The sequence below is a fragment of the Clostridium sp. genome, from assembly GCF_021443865.1.
Taxonomy (GTDB): domain Bacteria; phylum Bacillota; class Clostridia; order Clostridiales; family Clostridiaceae; genus Clostridium.
This window is the reverse complement of record NZ_JABUTB010000029.1, coordinates 1-18,028: the sequence shown is the minus strand read 5'-3', so window position 1 is coordinate 18,028 and position 18,028 is coordinate 1. Positions and strand designations below refer to the sequence as shown.

17 protein-coding genes are annotated in these 18,028 nt (G+C 29.1%); all 17 read left to right on the top strand.

Translation table 11 applies throughout. The features are described 5' to 3' along the window. Window positions 1-231: 231 nt before the first annotated feature. The 17 genes from spoIVA (at window position 232) to pknB (ending at window position 18,002) form a co-directional block, all read left to right on the top strand. Entirely contained in the window at window positions 232-1,710 is a 1,479-nt protein-coding gene (spoIVA, locus tag HUJ77_RS06355; RefSeq protein WP_291707739.1) for a stage IV sporulation protein A, read from the top strand. A 130-nt stretch (window positions 1,711-1,840) separates the two neighbouring features. After that, window positions 1,841-2,236, top strand: a complete 396-nt coding sequence (locus tag HUJ77_RS06350) for a PBECR2 nuclease fold domain-containing protein (protein ID WP_291707738.1) — start codon at window positions 1,841-1,843, stop codon at window positions 2,234-2,236. 310 nt (window positions 2,237-2,546) lie between these two features. Beyond that, on the top strand, window positions 2,547-3,530 hold the full coding sequence (locus tag HUJ77_RS06345; protein WP_291707737.1) for an asparaginase: 984 nt from the start codon (window positions 2,547-2,549) through the stop codon (window positions 3,528-3,530). Window positions 3,531-3,755: 225 nt separating this feature from the next. Then, a complete protein-coding gene (locus tag HUJ77_RS06340; RefSeq protein WP_291707736.1) occupies window positions 3,756-5,123 on the top strand; it encodes an NCS2 family permease in 1,368 nt (455 codons plus the stop codon). A 198-nt stretch (window positions 5,124-5,321) separates the two neighbouring features. Next, window positions 5,322-6,203, top strand: a complete 882-nt coding sequence (locus tag HUJ77_RS06335; protein WP_291707735.1) for a YicC/YloC family endoribonuclease — start codon at window positions 5,322-5,324, stop codon at window positions 6,201-6,203. Window positions 6,204-6,216: 13 nt separating this feature from the next. Continuing rightward, window positions 6,217-6,486: an extracellular matrix/biofilm regulator RemA gene (remA, locus tag HUJ77_RS06330; RefSeq protein WP_042396960.1), complete on the top strand. Its 270-nt coding sequence runs from the start codon at window positions 6,217-6,219 to the stop codon at window positions 6,484-6,486. Beyond that, on the top strand, window positions 6,486-7,124 hold the full coding sequence (gene gmk / locus HUJ77_RS06325) for a guanylate kinase (RefSeq protein ID WP_291707734.1): 639 nt from the start codon (window positions 6,486-6,488) through the stop codon (window positions 7,122-7,124). Before remA ends, gmk begins: the two co-directional genes overlap by 1 nt. Further along, window positions 7,105-7,329 carry a DNA-directed RNA polymerase subunit omega gene (gene rpoZ, locus HUJ77_RS06320; RefSeq protein WP_291707733.1) on the top strand — a complete coding sequence of 75 codons (225 nt, stop codon included), beginning with the start codon at window positions 7,105-7,107 and terminating at the stop codon, window positions 7,327-7,329. Before gmk ends, rpoZ begins: the two co-directional genes overlap by 20 nt. Window position 7,330: 1 nt before the next feature. Beyond that, window positions 7,331-8,530: a bifunctional phosphopantothenoylcysteine decarboxylase/phosphopantothenate--cysteine ligase CoaBC gene (gene coaBC / locus HUJ77_RS06315; protein WP_291707732.1), complete on the top strand. Its 1,200-nt coding sequence runs from the start codon at window positions 7,331-7,333 to the stop codon at window positions 8,528-8,530. 47 nt (window positions 8,531-8,577) lie between these two features. Further along, the gene (priA, locus tag HUJ77_RS06310; RefSeq protein WP_291707731.1) at window positions 8,578-10,782 is read left to right on the top strand and encodes a primosomal protein N'; all 2,205 of its coding nucleotides are present in this window, start codon (window positions 8,578-8,580) and stop codon (window positions 10,780-10,782) included. Between the two features lie 16 nt (window positions 10,783-10,798). Then, on the top strand, window positions 10,799-11,242 hold the full coding sequence (gene def / locus HUJ77_RS06305; protein ID WP_291707730.1) for a peptide deformylase: 444 nt from the start codon (window positions 10,799-10,801) through the stop codon (window positions 11,240-11,242). Window positions 11,243-11,257: 15 nt separating this feature from the next. Beyond that, window positions 11,258-12,184: a methionyl-tRNA formyltransferase gene (gene fmt, locus HUJ77_RS06300; protein WP_291707729.1), complete on the top strand. Its 927-nt coding sequence runs from the start codon at window positions 11,258-11,260 to the stop codon at window positions 12,182-12,184. A 25-nt stretch (window positions 12,185-12,209) separates the two neighbouring features. Continuing rightward, window positions 12,210-12,908, top strand: coding sequence for a zinc metallopeptidase (locus HUJ77_RS06295; RefSeq protein ID WP_291707728.1), 699 nt, complete (start codon window positions 12,210-12,212; stop codon window positions 12,906-12,908). 12 nt (window positions 12,909-12,920) lie between these two features. Continuing rightward, a complete protein-coding gene (gene rsmB / locus HUJ77_RS06290) occupies window positions 12,921-14,240 on the top strand; it encodes a 16S rRNA (cytosine(967)-C(5))-methyltransferase RsmB (protein WP_291707727.1) in 1,320 nt (439 codons plus the stop codon). 9 nt (window positions 14,241-14,249) lie between these two features. Continuing rightward, a complete protein-coding gene (rlmN, locus tag HUJ77_RS06285; RefSeq protein ID WP_291707726.1) occupies window positions 14,250-15,281 on the top strand; it encodes a 23S rRNA (adenine(2503)-C(2))-methyltransferase RlmN in 1,032 nt (343 codons plus the stop codon). A gap of 14 nt (window positions 15,282-15,295) precedes the next feature. Further along, window positions 15,296-16,015 carry a Stp1/IreP family PP2C-type Ser/Thr phosphatase gene (locus HUJ77_RS06280; protein ID WP_291707725.1) on the top strand — a complete coding sequence of 240 codons (720 nt, stop codon included), beginning with the start codon at window positions 15,296-15,298 and terminating at the stop codon, window positions 16,013-16,015. A gap of 1 nt (window position 16,016) precedes the next feature. Continuing rightward, window positions 16,017-18,002: a Stk1 family PASTA domain-containing Ser/Thr kinase gene (gene pknB / locus HUJ77_RS06275; protein WP_291707724.1), complete on the top strand. Its 1,986-nt coding sequence runs from the start codon at window positions 16,017-16,019 to the stop codon at window positions 18,000-18,002. Window positions 18,003-18,028 lie beyond the last annotated feature (26 nt).

Here is an 18,028-nt window from a genome sequence, read left to right as displayed (position 1 = left end):
AAAAATAAGAAGAAAATAAAAACGAAATATATTAAAAATATAAATATATTTAAATGCACTTTAATTGTTAAATCAATAGATCTAACAATTAAGGTGTATTTTTTTATATTTATGATAATATATATATCTTAAATATAATATTAAATATTTAGGTTAATATAGAAAAAGTTGTATATTTTTTTTATATTAAGAATATATATATAGTGTTAAAAATAAGTAGGAGGGTACACTGTGGACAGCTTTAATATATACAAAGATATAGCTGAAAGGACACAAGGGGACATTTATGTAGGTGTTGTTGGACCTGTTAGAACTGGAAAATCAACATTTATTAAAAAGTTTATGGACCTTATGGTAATACCAAAGATTGATAATAATTATAAGAAGGAAAGAGCGAAAGATGAGTTGCCTCAAAGTGGTTCCGGGAAAAGTATTCATACAACAGAGCCAAAGTTTGTACCAAATGAGGCAGTTGAAATTACAATAGATGAAGAGATAAAATTTAAAGTTAGAATGGTAGACTGTGTTGGTTATATTGTTAAAGGTGCTATAGGATATATGGATGGAGAAGAAGCAAAAATGGTAAATACTCCATGGTATGAATATGAAATACCTTTTGAAGACGCAGCAGAAATAGGAACGAGGAAGGTAATTACTGATCATTCTACTATAGGTCTTGTAGTAACTACAGATGGAAGTATAACAGGTATTGAAAGAGACGAGTACTTAGAAGCAGAGGAGAGAGTAATAGATGAATTAAAGGCAATTAAAAAGCCTTTTATAGTTGTACTTAACACAAAACATATAAATTCTCCTGAAACTAGAGCTTTGAAAAAAGAGCTTGAAGAAAAATATGATGTTACAGTTCAAGTGATGGATGTAGCAAATATGAATGAGGATGATGTAGAAGATGTTTTTAAGCATGTACTTAAAGAATTTCCTGTTAAAGAAATAGACATTGATATGCCATCTTGGGTGGAAAAATTAGAGCCTGATAATTGGCTTAAAAAGGATTTCTTTAATATTATTAAGAAAATGTGTGAAAGTATCAATAGAGTAAGAGATATTAAATCCTTTGTAAATTTATTAGAAAATGAAGAAAATATAGCTCCAATTGAAATGAATACAGTTAAACTTGGAGAAGGAAAAGCTAATATAAAATTAAAACCAAGGGATGGGATTTTCTATAATATATTAAGTGAAATTTGTGATTTAGATGTAAAATGCGAAAGTGATTTATTAAGTTTAATAAAAGACTTAAATTTTGCAAAGAAGGAATATGATAAGATTAAGGATGCTTTAAATGATGTTAGAGAAACAGGATATGGTTTAGTTCCACCTCAACTTTCAGAAATGAAATTTGAAGAGCCAGAGAAAATTAAACAAGGAAATATGTTCGGTGTAAAATTAAAGGCATCTGCACCATCATTACATTTTATAAAGGCTGATATAAGAACTGAAATAAGCCCTATTATGGGATCGGAAAAAGAAAGTGAAGAACTTGTAAAATCATTAATGGATCAATTTGATAAAGATCCTGCATCATTATGGCAAAGTAATATGTTTGGAAAACCTCTAGAAGTGCTTATAAGAGAAGGCTTACAAAACAAGTTATATAAAATGCCAGAAGATGTACAAGTTAAAATTCAAAAAACATTACAAAAGATAATAAATGAAGGTAGTGGAGGACTAATTTGCATTATCTTATAAATATAAAGGAGCTGTATAAGCAGCTCCTTTATATTTATATAATAAAATGGAAATATTCATAAGGCTTTTGAATAGTATACATAAAGAAGACTTAGCTCTAATATATATTATAGAATTGAGGGGTTATATTATGGAAGATAGATTTTATACCTATAAAAGAGTAGGATACTTTAAGGAAAAAATGGCAGAAGATTTAGGGGTGAAATTTACAGGAACCATTTATGCATCTCAAGGAGTAATTAGACATATTAAGAAAAAACATGGTAAGCATTTAGGAAAAAGAATTACAAATAATATTATAGAATATATGAAGGAAATCATAGATAAACCTGATTATATAGGCGTATATAAATTAACTAATAGCGGTATTTATATAGAAATAATAAAGAAAGCCGAGCCTAATATTTTAATAGGAATAGATATAAATAAGAAAATAGATTATATATATGTATCAACTATGTATCCTATAACTGATGGAAAAATAGAAAGAAGATTGTTTAGTGGTAAATTAATTTCCTGTAGCTAATTAAATAAGTTGAAAGAATAATATTATAAATATATAATATTATAGATGATGTTAATTTTTATTTGTTGAGGTGAGAAATGGCTCCTCATACGCTGTTTATCAGTAAAAGAGATGTAGGATACGCCGCCCTACCAACAAAATATAAAATAAGCTTTTGGTTATCCAAGAGTTTATTTTATATAGATTCATATTATATGATATGTAGTATATTTTTCTTTGGAAAAGAATATTTTGGAAATAAATGAATATTATGGTATATACATAAAGTTATGTATACATTATAATATTGTTATACACTTAGGAGGAAGTTATGAAAAAAGTAGCAGTTGTATTTAATGGTGGAACAATATCCATGAAGGTAGACGAAAGAATTAAGGCTGCAGTACCAAGTCTAACCGGTGAAGAAATAATGGCAATGGTAACTGGTATTGAAAGCTATGCTGAAGTGGAGTCATATAGTTTTTCTAGCAAACCGTCCCCACATATGAATATAAACAATATGTTAGAACTTAGTAAGTTCATAAAAAAATTAATTGATAGAGATGATATTGATGGGGTTGTACTTACACATGGAACTGATACTCTAGAAGAAACTGCATATTTTTTAGATTTAACAATAGATACTGAAAAAGTAATAGTAGTAACTGGAGCAATGAGAAGTAGTTCAGAGTTAGGCTATGATGGGCCTTTTAATTTAGCTACTTCAATATGTACTGCTATTTCAGAAGATGCAAAGGGAAGAGGAGTGTTAGTGTGCTTTAATGGAGAACTTAATTCAGCAGCTGAAGTTACAAAGGTAAATTCAATGGCTCTTAATGCTTTTAAGACTCCAAATTTTGGACCTATTGGAATTGTTGATAATAATAAAGTTTTCTTTTATAGAAAGACAGTTAAACATAAAGTATATAATGTAGATAAGATAAAGGATGAAGTTGCATTAATAAAATGTGTAGCGGGAATGAATTCTGATTTTATAGATTTTGTTATAGAAAAAGGATATAAAGGAATAGTAATTGAAGCTTTAGGAAGAGGAAATGTACCACCTCAAATGGTAGAAGGAATTAAAAGAGCACTTAATAGTAATATACCAGTAGTAATAGTTTCAAGATGTTTTGAAGGAAGAGTTCATGAGTCTTATGGATATGAAGGTGGGGGAAAAATGCTTAAAGACTTAGGGGTGTTCTTTGAAGAGAGTATGCCAGGTCAGAAAGCAAGAATTAAATTAATAGTTGCCTTATCAAGTGATAAATCTATAGATATCAAAGAGAGCTTTGCAAAAGTAAGAAGTGAATAATTACAATATTAATTTAGGGGAGATATAATAATATTCGTAACTATACTTATAATTGGGATACTAGGGCTTAGAAGTTTATATTAAAGACTTTCTAGTTTATATTCTCTATAAGTTTTATTCTAGGATTTAAACTAAAATTTATAGTATTTTATAAGGACCCTTGAGTTTATATTTAGTAAACTTAAGGGTTTTTGTTTAATATAAAAATTTATAGGGGGATTGAAAATGGAAAGAGAATTAAAAAAACAAGGACTACTACCAATATTGTCTAATAAAAATGTGGACATGAAGAAAGAGATGTTAGCAGGTCTCACCACATTCTTAACAATGGCCTATATAATTGCTGTAAATCCTAATATTTTATCAGCTACAGGGATGCCAGCAGGGGCTTTAGTAACTGCAACATGTTTATCAGCAGGTATTACAACTATACTAATGGGGCTTTATGCTAATTTACCATTTGCTTTAGCATCGGGAATGGGTTTGAATGCGTTTTTTGCTTTTTCAGTTGTAATTGGTATGGGAATATCATGGCAAATTGCATTAACAGCTGTTTTTATAGAGGGGATAATATTTATTCTTCTATCATTATGTAAAGTGAGAGAAGCTGTAGTTAATTCAATTCCAATGACAATGAAGCATGCAGTTACAGCAGGAATTGGTATATTTATTGCTTTCATAGGCATGGTTGGATCTGGGTTAGTAGTAAATAATGATTCAACTTTAGTTATGATGGGAGAATTCTCACCAACAGTAGTAATTGCATTAATCGGAGTAGTTATTATTGCAGTTTTAGACAAGAAAAATATAAAGGGTTCCATTCTTGTTGGAATACTAATTAGTACATTACTAGCTTGGGGATATGCCTTAATGAACCCAGAAGCTGCTACAAATTTAGGAATATATTTACCAGAAGGAATTTTTAAATTTGAAAGTATTGCACCTATTGCTGGAAAATTAGATTTAACACACTTATTTAATCCAGAAACTGCTAGTAAGCTAATCGTTGTTATTTGTACATTCTTATTTGTAGACTTTTTTGATACTGTTGGAACGTTAGTAGGAGTTGCATCAAGAGCAAATATGCTAGATGAAAGTGGAAATGTCCCAAATGCAGGAAGAGCTTTATTAGTAGATGCTATTGGTACTACTTTAGGATCAATATTAGGGGTATCAACTGTAACTACTTATGTGGAAAGTTCTACAGGTGTAGCTGCTGGTGGTAGAACTGGATATACTGCAGTTACTACAGGAGTTTTATTTTTAGCAGCAATGTTTTTCTCCCCAATATTTGTAGCAATTCCATCATGTGCAACTGCACCAGCATTAATTTATGTTGGATACTTAATGCTTGGAGCTGTAAAAAGTATTGATTTTGATAATATAACAGAAGGTGTTCCAGCTTTCCTAACTATTTCAGGTATGGCATTAACATACAGTATTGGCGATGGTTTAACTATAGGTATATTATCATATGTAATTATAAACATTATTTATAATATTTTTGCAAAAGATAAAGAGAAGAAAACTAAGGTATCATTAGTAATGATTATTTTAGCAATAGTATTTATATTTAAGTTAATTTTTATATAACAATCATTACTAAATAAATAAGAAAAAATGTTACATTCTTTAAATTGTCTAATAAATAAATGGCAATAAAAGAATGTAACTTTTTATTTTTCTAAATGTTAACATTTTGTTAACAAAACATTGACATAGATAATATAAATAATTTATATTTAATGTAGCCAAAGAATAGTATATAAAAAATAAGTTTTGGAGGAGAATATGGTTAAGAGTATGACTAGCTTCGGAAGGGCTAGTAATGAAGAGGGAAATAAACATTTATTTTCTGTTGAAATGAAAAGTGTTAACAGTAGATATTTAGATGTTAATGTTAGACTACCTAAAAGTATTATTTCCTTAGAAGAAGAAATAAGAAAGTTAGTTAATTCAAAGCTTTCTAGAGGGAAAGTAGATATTTTTATAAATCAGAAAAGCTATTCTCAAGGAGAGGGGTTAGCAAAACTCAATTTAAGTTTAGCACAAAGCTACTACAATTGTTTAAAGGAAATTGAAAAAGAAATTGGAGTAAAAAACGACGTTACAGCCAATCAAATTGCAAGGTTTCCAGATGTAATAGAAATAGTAGAAAAAGAAGATTCTATTGAAGAAATCTGGATGTCAATTAAGCCTCTTATAATATCTTCATTAGAAATGATGGATAATATGAGAATTGTAGAAGGTGAAAAACTTAAAGAAGACATATTATTAAAACTAAATGAAATAGAAAGTGTAGTTAATAACATTGAAGCTATTGCAAATTTAATACCTACTACATATAAGAAGAAACTAGAGTCTAGATTAAAAGAACTTTTAGAGGCAGTTGAAATAGATGAAAATAGAATTGCACAAGAAGTAGCAATTATTTCAGATAAAGCTTCAGTAGATGAAGAAATTATAAGATTAAGAAGCCACTTAAATCAAATTAGAATTACTTTAAATGAAGGTGGTCAAATAGGAAGAAAGCTTGATTTTATAATCCAAGAAATGAATAGGGAAGCAAATACTATAGCTTCCAAATCAAGTGATATGGATATGACTAATTATGTCATTAACATAAAAAACTTAATAGAAAAAATAAGAGAACAAGTACAAAATATAGAATAATAGGAGGAAAGCAATGGGAATAAAATTAATTAATATTGGGTTTGGAAATATAGTATCAGCAAATAGACTTGTAGCTATAGTAAGTCCAGAATCAGCTCCAATAAAAAGAATAATTCAAGAAGCTAGAGATAGAGGGATGCTTATAGATGCAACATATGGAAGAAGAACTAGAGCAGTAATAATTACAGATAGTGATCATGTTATTTTATCTGCAGTTCAGCCAGAAACAGTTGCACATAGATTAGTAGTTAAAGATGAAGCTGTAGATGAGGTTGATGAATAATGCAGACAAATAGAGGGATATTAATAGTTATTTCAGGTCCATCAGGAGCAGGAAAAGGAACTATTTGTAAAGCTTTATTGGAAAAGCATGATAATATTTTTATTTCAGTTTCTGCAACTACTAGAGCTCCTAGACAAGGAGAAGTTGAGGGGGTAAATTATTACTTTTTAACTAAGGAATCTTTTGAAGAAAAAGTTAAGAAAAATGGTTTCTTAGAATATGCAAATGTGCATGGAAACTTTTATGGTACCCCAAAGGTAAATGTAGAAAAAATGTTAGATGAAGGAAAAGATGTTATCTTAGAAATAGATATTCAAGGAGCATTGCAAGTAAAAGATAACTTCAAAGAAGGTGTATTTATCTTTATACTTCCTCCATCAATGGAAGAATTAAAACAAAGAATAATTAAAAGAGGAAGCGAAACAGAAGAATCCTTAATGACTAGGTTTAAAAATGCCTATAAGGAAATTAATTATGTTTCAAAATATAATTACGCTGTAGTCAATGATGAACTAGAAGTAGCTGTATCAAAGGTAGAGTCAATTATAACAGCTGAAAAATGCAGAGTTGACAGAATAAAAGAAAATACAATATTAGATTCTAAGGAGGGCTTAATTCATGAACAACTCTATGATTAATCCATCAATTAATGATTTACTTAAAAAGGTAGATGACAGATATTCATTAGTAATAGTAACTTCAAAGAGAGCAAGACAAATAATAAATGGTAGTGAACCACTAGTTGCAACAAGATCTAAGAAAGCACTTACTATTGCTATTAATGAAGTTAATGAAGGAGAAGTGGGTTATGAACCTACTTTTGTAAAAGAAGGTTTAAAGTAAAATGGATAATAGAAAATGTGTATGTATAGGAGTTAGTGGCGGAATTGCTGTTTATAAAGCATTAGATGTTGTAAGTGCTCTAAGAAAAAAGGATATAGATGTTAGGGTTATTATGACAGAATCTGCAACGAAATTTGTTACTCCATTACCATTTCAATCACTTAGTCAAAATATGGTTGTAACAGATATGTTTGCAGAACCTAAAGCTTATGAAATTCAACATATTTCTTTAGCAAAAAGAGCAGATGTTTTCTTAGTAGCACCAGCAACTGCTAATATTATTGGTAAGGTTGCAAATGGAATTGCAGATGATATGTTATCTACAACTATTATGGCAACTAGAGCTAAGGTTATTTTTGCTCCAGCTATGAATACAAATATGTATGAACATCCAATAGTTCAAGAAAATATAAATAAATTAAAAAAACTTGGATATGAATTCATAGAACCTGCATCTGGGGTACTTGCTTGTGGAGATGAAGGAAAAGGAAAATTAGCAGACGTAAATACTATAGTAGAGAGTGTTTTAGATGCACTTGATAATAAATATGCTCCAAAGGATTTACTTGGGAAAAATGTATTGATAAGTGCTGGACCTACACATTCAAATATAGATCCTGTAAGATTTATTACAAATAGATCAACTGGTAAAATGGGCTATTTTATAGCAGAAGAGGCTAGAGATAGGGGAGCTAATGTAGTTTTAGTTTCAGGACCTACAAATTTAACTCCTCCAAAAGGTGTTAAAGTAATAAATATTACTACAAATGAAGAAATGAAAAATGCAATTTTAGATAATTACAATAATAGTGATATAGTAATTAAATCTGCAGCAGTTGCAGATTATAAAATAAAACATTATAGTAATGAAAAAATCAAAAAAGGCGATAATGATTTAGTTTTAACATTTGAAAGAGATAATGATATTTTAAAAATGTTAGGTGAAATAAAAAAACACCAAATACTAGTTGGATTTGCAGCAGAAAGTAATAATGTTATTGAAAATGCAAAGAAAAAGATTATTAGCAAAAACTTGGATTTTATTGTAGCAAATGATATAACAAGTAGTGATACAGGATTTGCAAGTGATGATAATAAAGTTATTATCCTTAGTAGAGATGGAGAAGAAAAACATCTAGAAAAGATGAGTAAAAGAAAAGTTGCATCAGAAATCTTTGAAACTATATTAAGAAAGCGCTAAAATGCGCTTTCTTTTATATGGGTATAATAGAACCTAATAAAAGGGTGATGAATTTGAAAATATATGCAGAAATTGTTATTAATAGCGATGCGTTAGATATAGATAAACCTTTCACTTATGAAGTTCCTGAAGAAATGAAGGATGACATAAAGGCAGGGCAATGGGTAAAGGTACCTTTTGGTATTAAAAATTCTATTACAGATGGTTTTGTATTATCTATAAAAAATGATGAACTTATTGGTATAAGAACTAAAAAAATTAAGACAATAGTAAAAAATGAACCATTATTAACTAGTGATGATATAAAAATAGTAGAATTTTTAAAAGAAAATTATTTGTGTAAGTATATAGATGGTATTAGACTTTTAATTCCACAAGGATTGTTAAAAGGAATTAATAATAAACATAAGCTTGTAGTTTCAGTTAATGATATAAAAGTTCCAGAAGAAGTTTTTAAAAAATATGAAGATATTTTTATATTTTTTAAAGAGAACAATGGTAAATATAATAAAAGTGAACTAAGTAAAGAGTATGGTTTATCCATATATAAACTGAACAAATTAATTAAAGAAGGCTACTTAAAAATAGAGGAAGAAATTATATATAGATATAACTATAGAGAATATGTTGATTATAAGGAAAAAGAATTAACTAAAGAACAATATAATGCAATTAATGTAATTGAAGAAACTTCTAAAAACATAATTTTATTAAAGGGTGTAACTGGATCAGGAAAAACTGAAGTTTATATGAAGCTTGTAAAAAATGTACTTATAAATGATAAGTCTGCTATAATATTAGTTCCTGAAATAGCATTAACACCTCAAATGATTGAACGTTTTAAGGGAAGATTCGGAAAAGAAGTAGCTGTTTTTCATAGTAAACTTTCCGAAGGAGAAAGATATGACGAATGGTATAGAGTTAAGGAAGGTAAGGCTAAGGTAGTTATAGGTGCAAGAAGCGCTTTATTCTTGCCTTTAAGGAATTTAGGAATAATTATTATAGATGAAGAACATGAAAATACATATAAATCAGAGCAAAATCCTAAATATGTTACTAGAGAAGTAGCAGAATTTATAAGTGAACTTAAGGGTTGCAGGGTTATTCTTGGTTCCGCTACACCATCTATAGAAACATATTATAGAGCTATTTCTGGAGAAATAGAACTTGTGGAACTAAAAAATCGTATTGATAATAAACCTATGCCTGAAATAGAAATTATAGATATGAGAGAAGAACTGAATAAAGGGAATATTTCTATGTTCAGTAATAAACTTTTTTTAGAAATGAAGGAAGCTTTAAGTAGGAAAGAGCAGATTATTTTATTTCTAAATAGAAGAGGTTTTTCTACCTTTGTATCCTGTAGAAGCTGTGGCTATGTATTCAAATGTCCAAAGTGTGATATATCAATGACTTTTCATAAAAATGGATACCTAGTATGTCATTATTGCGGCCATGGAGAAAAACAGCCGAGTATTTGTCCAAAATGTAAAAGTAAATATGTTAAGCACTTTGGAGCTGGAACCGAAAGAGTTGAAGAAGAAGTAAAAAAGTATTTTAAAGAAGCTAAGATATTAAGAATGGATATGGATACTACTAGAAATAAAAATTCCCATGAGGCTATATATAATTCTTTTAAAAATAGAGAAGCAGATATTTTAATAGGTACTCAAATGATATCAAAGGGCTTAGATTTTGAAAATGTTACATTAGTAGGTATATTAGCTGCTGATATGTCACTAAACCTTCCAGATTATCGTTCTTCAGAAAAAACATTTCAAATTATAACTCAGGTTTCTGGAAGAGCAGGTAGGGGAGAAAAAGAAGGAAAAGTAATTCTTCAAACATATACTCCAGATCATTATAGTTTAAATTATGCGAAAAATTATGATTATGAAGGCTTTTATAATGAAGAATTTACTACTAGAGGTTTGATGTATTATCCTCCTTTTGGTAGAATACTATTAGTAAATGCTTCATCTAAAAATGAAAATGCTTTAAAATCCTTTATGAATTTATTGAAAAAGGAATTAACTAAAATATATGAGTCTGAAGTAAATGTTGAAATGCTTGGACCTGTACCTTGTATAGTTTCAAAAATAAAGGATAATTATAGATGGCAAATTATTTTTAAGGGAGATTTGTCTTTAGATTTTTGTAAAAAAATTAAAGATAACCTTTATCAATTGAATAAGAATGTATATAATGAAATAAAAGTAACTATTGATATTAATCCAAACAATTTAATTTAGGAGGAAAGTAGAATAAATGGCAATTAGAAATATTAGAATAAATGGCGATGATGTTTTAAGAAAAAAATGTAAGGTAGTAACTGAAATTACACCAAGAACTTTAAAATTAATTAAAGATATGGCAGATACTATGTATGATGCTGATGGCGTTGGACTCGCAGCACCACAAGTAGGAATTCTTCAAAGAATATTCGTAATAGATGTCTTTGATGATTATGGACTTAGAGTATTTATTAATCCAGAAATTCTTGAAGTATCTGGTAGTCAATTAGGAGAAGAAGGATGCTTAAGTGTTCCAGGCGAAGCAGCAGAAGTTCACCGTCCAAATTACGTAAAAGTAAAGGCTTTAAATGAAAAAGGTGAAGAATTTATACTAGAAGCAACAGAGCTTTTAGCAAGAGCAATATTACACGAAAATGATCACTTGAATGGAAAGTTATTTATAGATTATTTGAATTAAAAGAGGAGGCTTAACATGAAGATAGTATTTATGGGAACTCCAGATTTTGCAGTACCATCTTTAAAGAAAATAATAGATGTATTTGGAGTAGAGGCAGTTTTTACTCAACCAGATAAACCAAAGGGAAGAGGTAAAAAAATAGCATTTTCACCAGTAAAAGAGGTAGCGTTAGAACATGATATAAAAGTGTTACAACCAATTAAGCTGAAAAATGACACTGATGCTATAAATTATTTAAAGGAATTAAAACCAGATTTTATAATTGTTGTAGCCTTTGGTCAAATTTTAAATAAAGAAGTTCTTGATATTCCGAAATATGGATGTATTAATTTACATGCTTCCTTATTGCCTATGTATAGAGGAGCAGCACCTTTAAATTGGGCAATAATTAAAGGAGAAAAGAAATCAGGAAATACTACAATGCTTATGGACGTTGGTTTAGATACTGGAGATATGCTTCTTAAAGACGAAGTTGAAATAACAGAAGAAATGACAGCTGGAGATCTTCATGATATTTTAATGGAAAGAGGAGCAGATTTATTAGTAAAAACTATAGATGGTGTATATAATGGAACTATAACTCCTGAAAAGCAAACAGATGAAACTTTTTATGCTAAAATGTTAGATAAGGAATTGGCATTAATAAATTGGAATAATAAAACAAAGGATATTCATAATTTAATTAGAGGACTTAATCCATGGCCAATTGCGTATACTAATTATGAAAATAATTATATGAAGGTTTTTGAAAGTAAGATATTAAATGAAACTACTAATAAAGAACCTGGAACTATAGTTGGGGTATCAAAAGAAGGGATAAAAGTTGCAACTTTAGATGGAGTTTTATTAATAAAGAAAATTCAATTTCCAAATGGTAAGCCTTTAACTGTAGAACAATATATTAATGGACATGAAATTAAGGTAAATAATAAGCTTTATTAAAAACTAGTATAAAGGAGATGGATATATGTTTTATCCAGGATTTTATTTTGATTCAACGTATTTATTTCTATTACCAGCTATAATTATAGCTTTTTGGGCACAATTCAAAATAGATAGCGCTTATAAAAAATATAAAAATGTTAGAACTACAAGTGGTGTTACTGGTAGTGAAGTTGCAAGAAGTATATTAGATGGTGCTGGACTTTTTGATGTTAGTGTAGAAAGGTATAATAAGCAATTAGGGGATCATTATGATCCATCTTCAAGAGTAATAAGGCTTTCACCAGAAGTTTATGATGGAGCAACGGTGGCAGCTGCAGGAATAGCAGCACATGAGTGTGGGCATGCAATTCAGCATCAAACACATTACTCACCTTTAGTTCTTAGAACTAAAATTGCTCCTGCTGTTAATATAGGTAGTAATTTATCTATATGGTTATTTATGATAGGAATATTTTTTGGATTTCCTCTATTTACAAAAATAGGAATTGTATTTTTTGGAGGAGCAGTAATTTATCAACTTATTACTCTTCCAGTAGAATTTAACGCATCAACTAGAGCATTAGATATATTGAAAACAAGAACTTTTCTTTATGGTGATGAGTTAAAAGGAGCACAAAAGGTTCTAAATGCAGCTGCAATGACATATGTAGCAGCCACTTTAATGGCTATTTCTCAATTAATAAGATTAATAGCTCTAAATAACAGATATAATGATAATTAATGAGGTAGTGAAATGAATAGTAGAAAACTTGCAAGACAAATAGTACAAAGAGTATTAGAAGAAGGAGCTTATTCTAATTTAGTTCTTTCTAAAGAATTAAATAGAGAAGATATTGATGACAAGGATAAGGGACTTATAACTGAAATAGTCTATGGTACTTTAAGAAGAAAAAGAACTTTAGATGTGCTAATAGGAAATTTTGTAAAAGATATAAATACATTAGATACAACTGTATTAAATATATTACGAGTAGCAATATATCAAATGTATTTTCTAGATAAAATACCTGAGTATGCAGCTTGTAATGAAGCAGTTGAAGAAGCAAAAGAGGTTTCTCTTGAAGCATCTAAGCTTGTTAATGGAATTCTAAGAAATTATATAAGAGATGAAAAAGAAATAATTGTTCCTGGAAATAGAATAGATGAACTAGCTTATAAGTTTTCTTTTCAACCATGGATGATAAGACTTTTTATAAAACAATATGGTGAAGAAAGAACAATGAAAATAATGGCTGGCTTAAATGAAACTCCTAAGGTAACAGTAAGAGTTAATGAGTTTAGAAGTGAATTTGAGGAAGTATATGATAAATTAGAAGAAATGGGATATAGTATAGAAGAAGGATATGCTTGTCCAGAAGCTATTGCAATTCATGGGGGAAAAGGAATTGAAAGTAATGAACTTTTTAAAGAAGGTTTAATTACAGTTCAAGATGAAAGTGCAATGCTAGTAGCTCCATTATTAGACTTAAAAGAGGGAGAAAAAGTTTTAGATCTATGTGCAGCACCAGGTGGGAAAACTACTCACATAGCAGAATTATTAGGAAACACAGGGGAAGTTGTAGCCTTTGATTTACATGAAAATAAGTTATCTTTAATTGAGGAGAACGCAAAAAGACTTGGATTAAGCAATATAGTTTGCAAAGCAATGGATGCTACTAAACTTAATCCAGATTATATATCTTATGGGGATAAAGTATTAATTGATGTCCCTTGTTCAGGTCTTGGTATAATAAGAAAGAAACCTGAAATAAAATGGAATAAAACAAGACAAGATTTAAGAAATCTAGTAGAAGTGCAAAGGGAAATAATGGAAAATGCTTGGCAATATTTAAAACCAGGCGGAACTTTAATTTATTCTACTTGTACACTAAACAAAGAAGAAAACGAAGATAACTTAAATTGGTTTTTAGCTAAACATAATGATGCAGAAATAGAAAATATATATTTAGGTAATAATAATAACTTTATATATAACAGCGACAAAAGTTTAACTATATTACCAAACGATTCTATGGATGGTTTCTTTATAGGAAAAATAAAGAAAATGAAATAGGTGAAGAGAATGGAAAATATATTAGATTACAGTATGGAAGAAATTTCAGTATGGATGAAAGAAAATGGGGAAAGTGCTTTTAGATCAAAACAAGTATTTTCTTGGATATATAATAATGTTTGGGAATTTGAAAATATGAAAAATTTACCGAAGAGTTTAATTGAAAAGCTTAAGGAAAATTTTTATATAGGTATTCCTGAAATAGTAGACGAATATGATTCTACTACTGATGCAACTAAAAAGATATTATTTGCTTTTAAAGATAAAAATATTATTGAAAGTGTAATAATGAAATATAATTATGGAAATACAATTTGTATTTCTACTCAAGTAGGTTGTAGAATGGGGTGTAAATTCTGTGCTTCAACATTAGAAGGAAGAGTTAGAAATTTAACAGCTGGTGAAATATTATCAGAGGTAATAGTAGCTCAAAAGGTATTAGGAGAAAGAATTTCAAATATAGTATTAATGGGAAGTGGAGAGCCATTAGATAATTATGAAAATGTTACTAAGTTCATAGATTTGGTTAATGCTGAATATGGATTAAATATTGGTCAAAGACATATTACTCTTTCCACTTGTGGTATAGTACCTAAAATTTATGAATTAGCTGATAAAGGATATAGCATAACTCTAGCAATATCTTTACACGCTTTTAGTGATGAAAAAAGAAGAGAAATAATGCCAATTGCCAATAAATATTCTATAAAAGAAATTTTAGAAGCCTGTGATTATTATTTCGAAAAAACTGGCAGAAGAATTTCCTTTGAATATTCTTTAGTTTCAGGCATAAATGATGGTAAAGAAGATGCAAATGCATTATCAAAATTATTAAAGGGAAGACAATGTCATATTAATTTAATACCAGTAAATGAAATTAAAGAAAATACATTAAAAAGACCTTCTAAAAAAACAATAGAAGAATTTGAAAAAATAGTTAGTGATCATGGATTAGATGTAACTGTTAGAAAAGAAATGGGTAATGATATTAATGCTGCTTGCGGGCAATTAAGGAGAAATTTCTTAAAGGCTAAAAATTAGAGGAGTGGGTGTTGGTGATTGGTATAAAAAGTGATTTAGGTAATGTAAGAACCTTAAATGAGGATTATGCTGAGTTCTATGAAGATGAAAATTATAAAATTTGTGTATTAGCTGATGGTATGGGTGGTCATAATGCTGGCGAAATTGCTAGCAAGGCTGCCACCAAGGCTTTAATAAAATACATAAAAGATAATATGGATATTTACAATACTAAAGAATTATTAGAAAATGCAGTAAAGTATGCTAATATAAAAGTTTTTAATCTTTCCCATTGTTCAGATACTTATACGGGGATGGGTACTACCCTAGTGGCATGTTTAATAACAAGAGAAAAAACTTTAATATCTAATATTGGTGATAGTTCTTGTTATGGAATTAAGGAGGACAAAATAGTAAAAATAACTAAGGATCACTCATTAGTTCAGGAACTTGTAGATTGTGGTAGTATTTCTTTTGAACAAGCAATTAATCATCCGCAAAGGAATGTTATAACAAGAGCAATAGGAACAGAAGAAGATGTTGAAGTTGATATATTTGAAGTAGAAAAAGATAAATATGATTATTTCTTAATGTGTAGTGATGGATTAAGTAACGAAGTTGATTTAGATAATCTTAAATCTTTTAATATAGTAGAAAAGGAATTACAGAATATTTGTGAAAAGCTAGTTGAAAGTGCAAAATTTAATGGTGGAAGAGACAATATAACTGTAATGTTATTTGGAGGAGAGGTGTAACATGAAGGGAATTATTCTAGGCGGTAGATATGAGCTTCTTGAAAAAATTGGGGAAGGCGGAATGGCTGAAGTATATAAAGCCAAAGATAATAAATTAAATAGATTTGTTGCAGTTAAAATTTTAAAAAAGCAATTTGCTGATAATGAAGATATAGCATTAAAATTTAAAAGAGAAGCTACTGCCATCGCTAATTTATCTGATGCCAATATAGTTAATGTTCTTGATGTTGGAACTCAAGAGGATATTGACTATATAGTAATGGAGTATGTATCTGGGAAAACATTAAAGGAACTTATTAAATATAGCGGAAAACTCAATTACAATACTGCAATAAAAATAGCCTTGCAAATAGCAAAAGCTTTAGATTGTGCCCATAGAAATAATATCATTCATAGAGATATTAAGTCACAAAATATTATGGTTACTGAGTTAGGAGAAGTTAAAGTTACAGATTTTGGGATAGCAAAATCTACTGATTCTCAAACTATAACTAATACTACAAGTATTATTGGTTCAGCTCATTATCTTTCACCTGAGCAAGCAAAGGGGACTTATATAGATTTTAGATCTGATATATATTCTTTTGGAATAGTATTATATGAAATGGTAACAGGAAGATTACCCTTCGAGGGGGATTCACCAGTTACTGTAGCTTTAAAGCATTTACAAGAGGACCCTGTTCCACCTAAAAATATGAATTCTGCCGTTCCAGATAGTTTAAATAAATTAATACTTAAATCTATTCAGAAGGAACCTATAAAAAGATATCAAAATGCTAAGGAAATCATTCAAGATTTACAAAAGATACAAGATAATCCTGACGTTGTTATAGGAGGAGATATAAGTAGTGTTGATAATGACAGTACTATTATTATGAGCCCAATTAGTGCTCCAATTAGTACTGCAAACACATCTCATATTTCTAAATTAGAAGAAGATTATTATGATGAATATGATGATGATTATGATGATTATGATGATTTTGATGAAGAAAAGCCAAAGAATAAAAAAAATAATTCTGGGCTTAAGAAAACATTAATTACAATTGGAATTATAATAACATTATTACTTTTAGGTTCTGTTGGATATTTCTTAGCAATGGGATCAGGAGATAGTAAAGAAGTTGAAGTGCCTAATATTGTAGGTAAATTAACTGATGATGGCAGAAAGCAGGTTGAAGACTTAGGATTAAAATTAGTAATAAAATCTTCAAGCAAAAGTGATAAACCTGAAAATACTATACTAGAAACAGATCCTAAAGCAGGTATGAAGGTAAAAAAAGGAGCTATAATAAATGTTATAGTTTCAGCTGGAGAAGAGCAAATTGAAATGCCAGATCTTAGAGAGTTCGAAAAAACAAATATCATAAAAAGATTAGAAGCTAAAAATTTAAATAATTATACTATAAAAGAAGAATATAGTGATGATGTAAAGGTTGGTTATTTAATTAAGCAAACTCCAGAAGCAGGAACAAAAGTTACTAAGGATACAAATATTGAAATAGTTGTAAGTAAAGGACCAGAAACTAAGTTTGTTGATATTGTAGATGTAACAGGTAAAACTGTATCAGAAGCAAAGGACGCTTTAAAGGGCCTTGATATTACTGTTATAGAGGAAGTTACTAATGATAAATCAGAAGATGGTATAGTATTAAGGCAAAGTATTGCTCCTACACAAATAAAAGAAGGAACACCTATAGAAATTATAGTGGGTAAATATGAAGAACCAACTATTGATGTTTCATATTATGGACTTTATGAAGGTATGGAGTTAAATGAAGCTATGGAGATACTTGATAGAAATAAAATTAAGTATAAAGTTATAGGTAGTGGAGATTTAGTAGAAAGCTTTACCAAAGAAATAAAAGCTAGTGGAACTGTAGAACTTAAAGCTAAAAAGTCTACTCCTCCAGCAGCACCAGAAAATAATAACGGAAATTCTACAAGTAACAATGTTAATAACAGTAATAATGGTAATAACAATTAATAAAAGGAATCAGCTTTAAAGCTGAT

Bases quoted from the DNA above. Each gene is read 5' to 3' on its own strand.
- rsmB (WP_291707727.1), top strand. From the start codon at position 12,921: ATGAATAGTAGAAAACTTGCAAGACAAATAGTACAAAGAGTATTAGAA.
- def (WP_291707730.1), top strand. From the start codon at position 10,799: ATGGCAATTAGAAATATTAGAATAAATGGCGATGATGTTTTAAGAAAA.
- rpoZ (WP_291707733.1), top strand. From the start codon at position 7,105: ATGAACAACTCTATGATTAATCCATCAATTAATGATTTACTTAAAAAG.
- coaBC (WP_291707732.1), top strand. From the start codon at position 7,331: ATGGATAATAGAAAATGTGTATGTATAGGAGTTAGTGGCGGAATTGCT.
- fmt (WP_291707729.1), top strand. From the start codon at position 11,258: ATGAAGATAGTATTTATGGGAACTCCAGATTTTGCAGTACCATCTTTA.
- priA (WP_291707731.1), top strand. From the start codon at position 8,578: ATGAATTTGAAAATATATGCAGAAATTGTTATTAATAGCGATGCGTTA.
- remA (WP_042396960.1), top strand. From the start codon at position 6,217: ATGGGAATAAAATTAATTAATATTGGGTTTGGAAATATAGTATCAGCA.
- pknB (WP_291707724.1), top strand. From the start codon at position 16,017: ATGAAGGGAATTATTCTAGGCGGTAGATATGAGCTTCTTGAAAAAATT.
- gmk (WP_291707734.1), top strand. From the start codon at position 6,486: ATGCAGACAAATAGAGGGATATTAATAGTTATTTCAGGTCCATCAGGA.
- HUJ77_RS06335 (WP_291707735.1), top strand. From the start codon at position 5,322: ATGGTTAAGAGTATGACTAGCTTCGGAAGGGCTAGTAATGAAGAGGGA.
- HUJ77_RS06350 (WP_291707738.1), top strand. From the start codon at position 1,841: ATGGAAGATAGATTTTATACCTATAAAAGAGTAGGATACTTTAAGGAA.
- HUJ77_RS06340 (WP_291707736.1), top strand. From the start codon at position 3,756: ATGGAAAGAGAATTAAAAAAACAAGGACTACTACCAATATTGTCTAAT.
- HUJ77_RS06345 (WP_291707737.1), top strand. From the start codon at position 2,547: ATGAAAAAAGTAGCAGTTGTATTTAATGGTGGAACAATATCCATGAAG.
- rlmN (WP_291707726.1), top strand. From the start codon at position 14,250: ATGGAAAATATATTAGATTACAGTATGGAAGAAATTTCAGTATGGATG.
- HUJ77_RS06295 (WP_291707728.1), top strand. From the start codon at position 12,210: ATGTTTTATCCAGGATTTTATTTTGATTCAACGTATTTATTTCTATTA.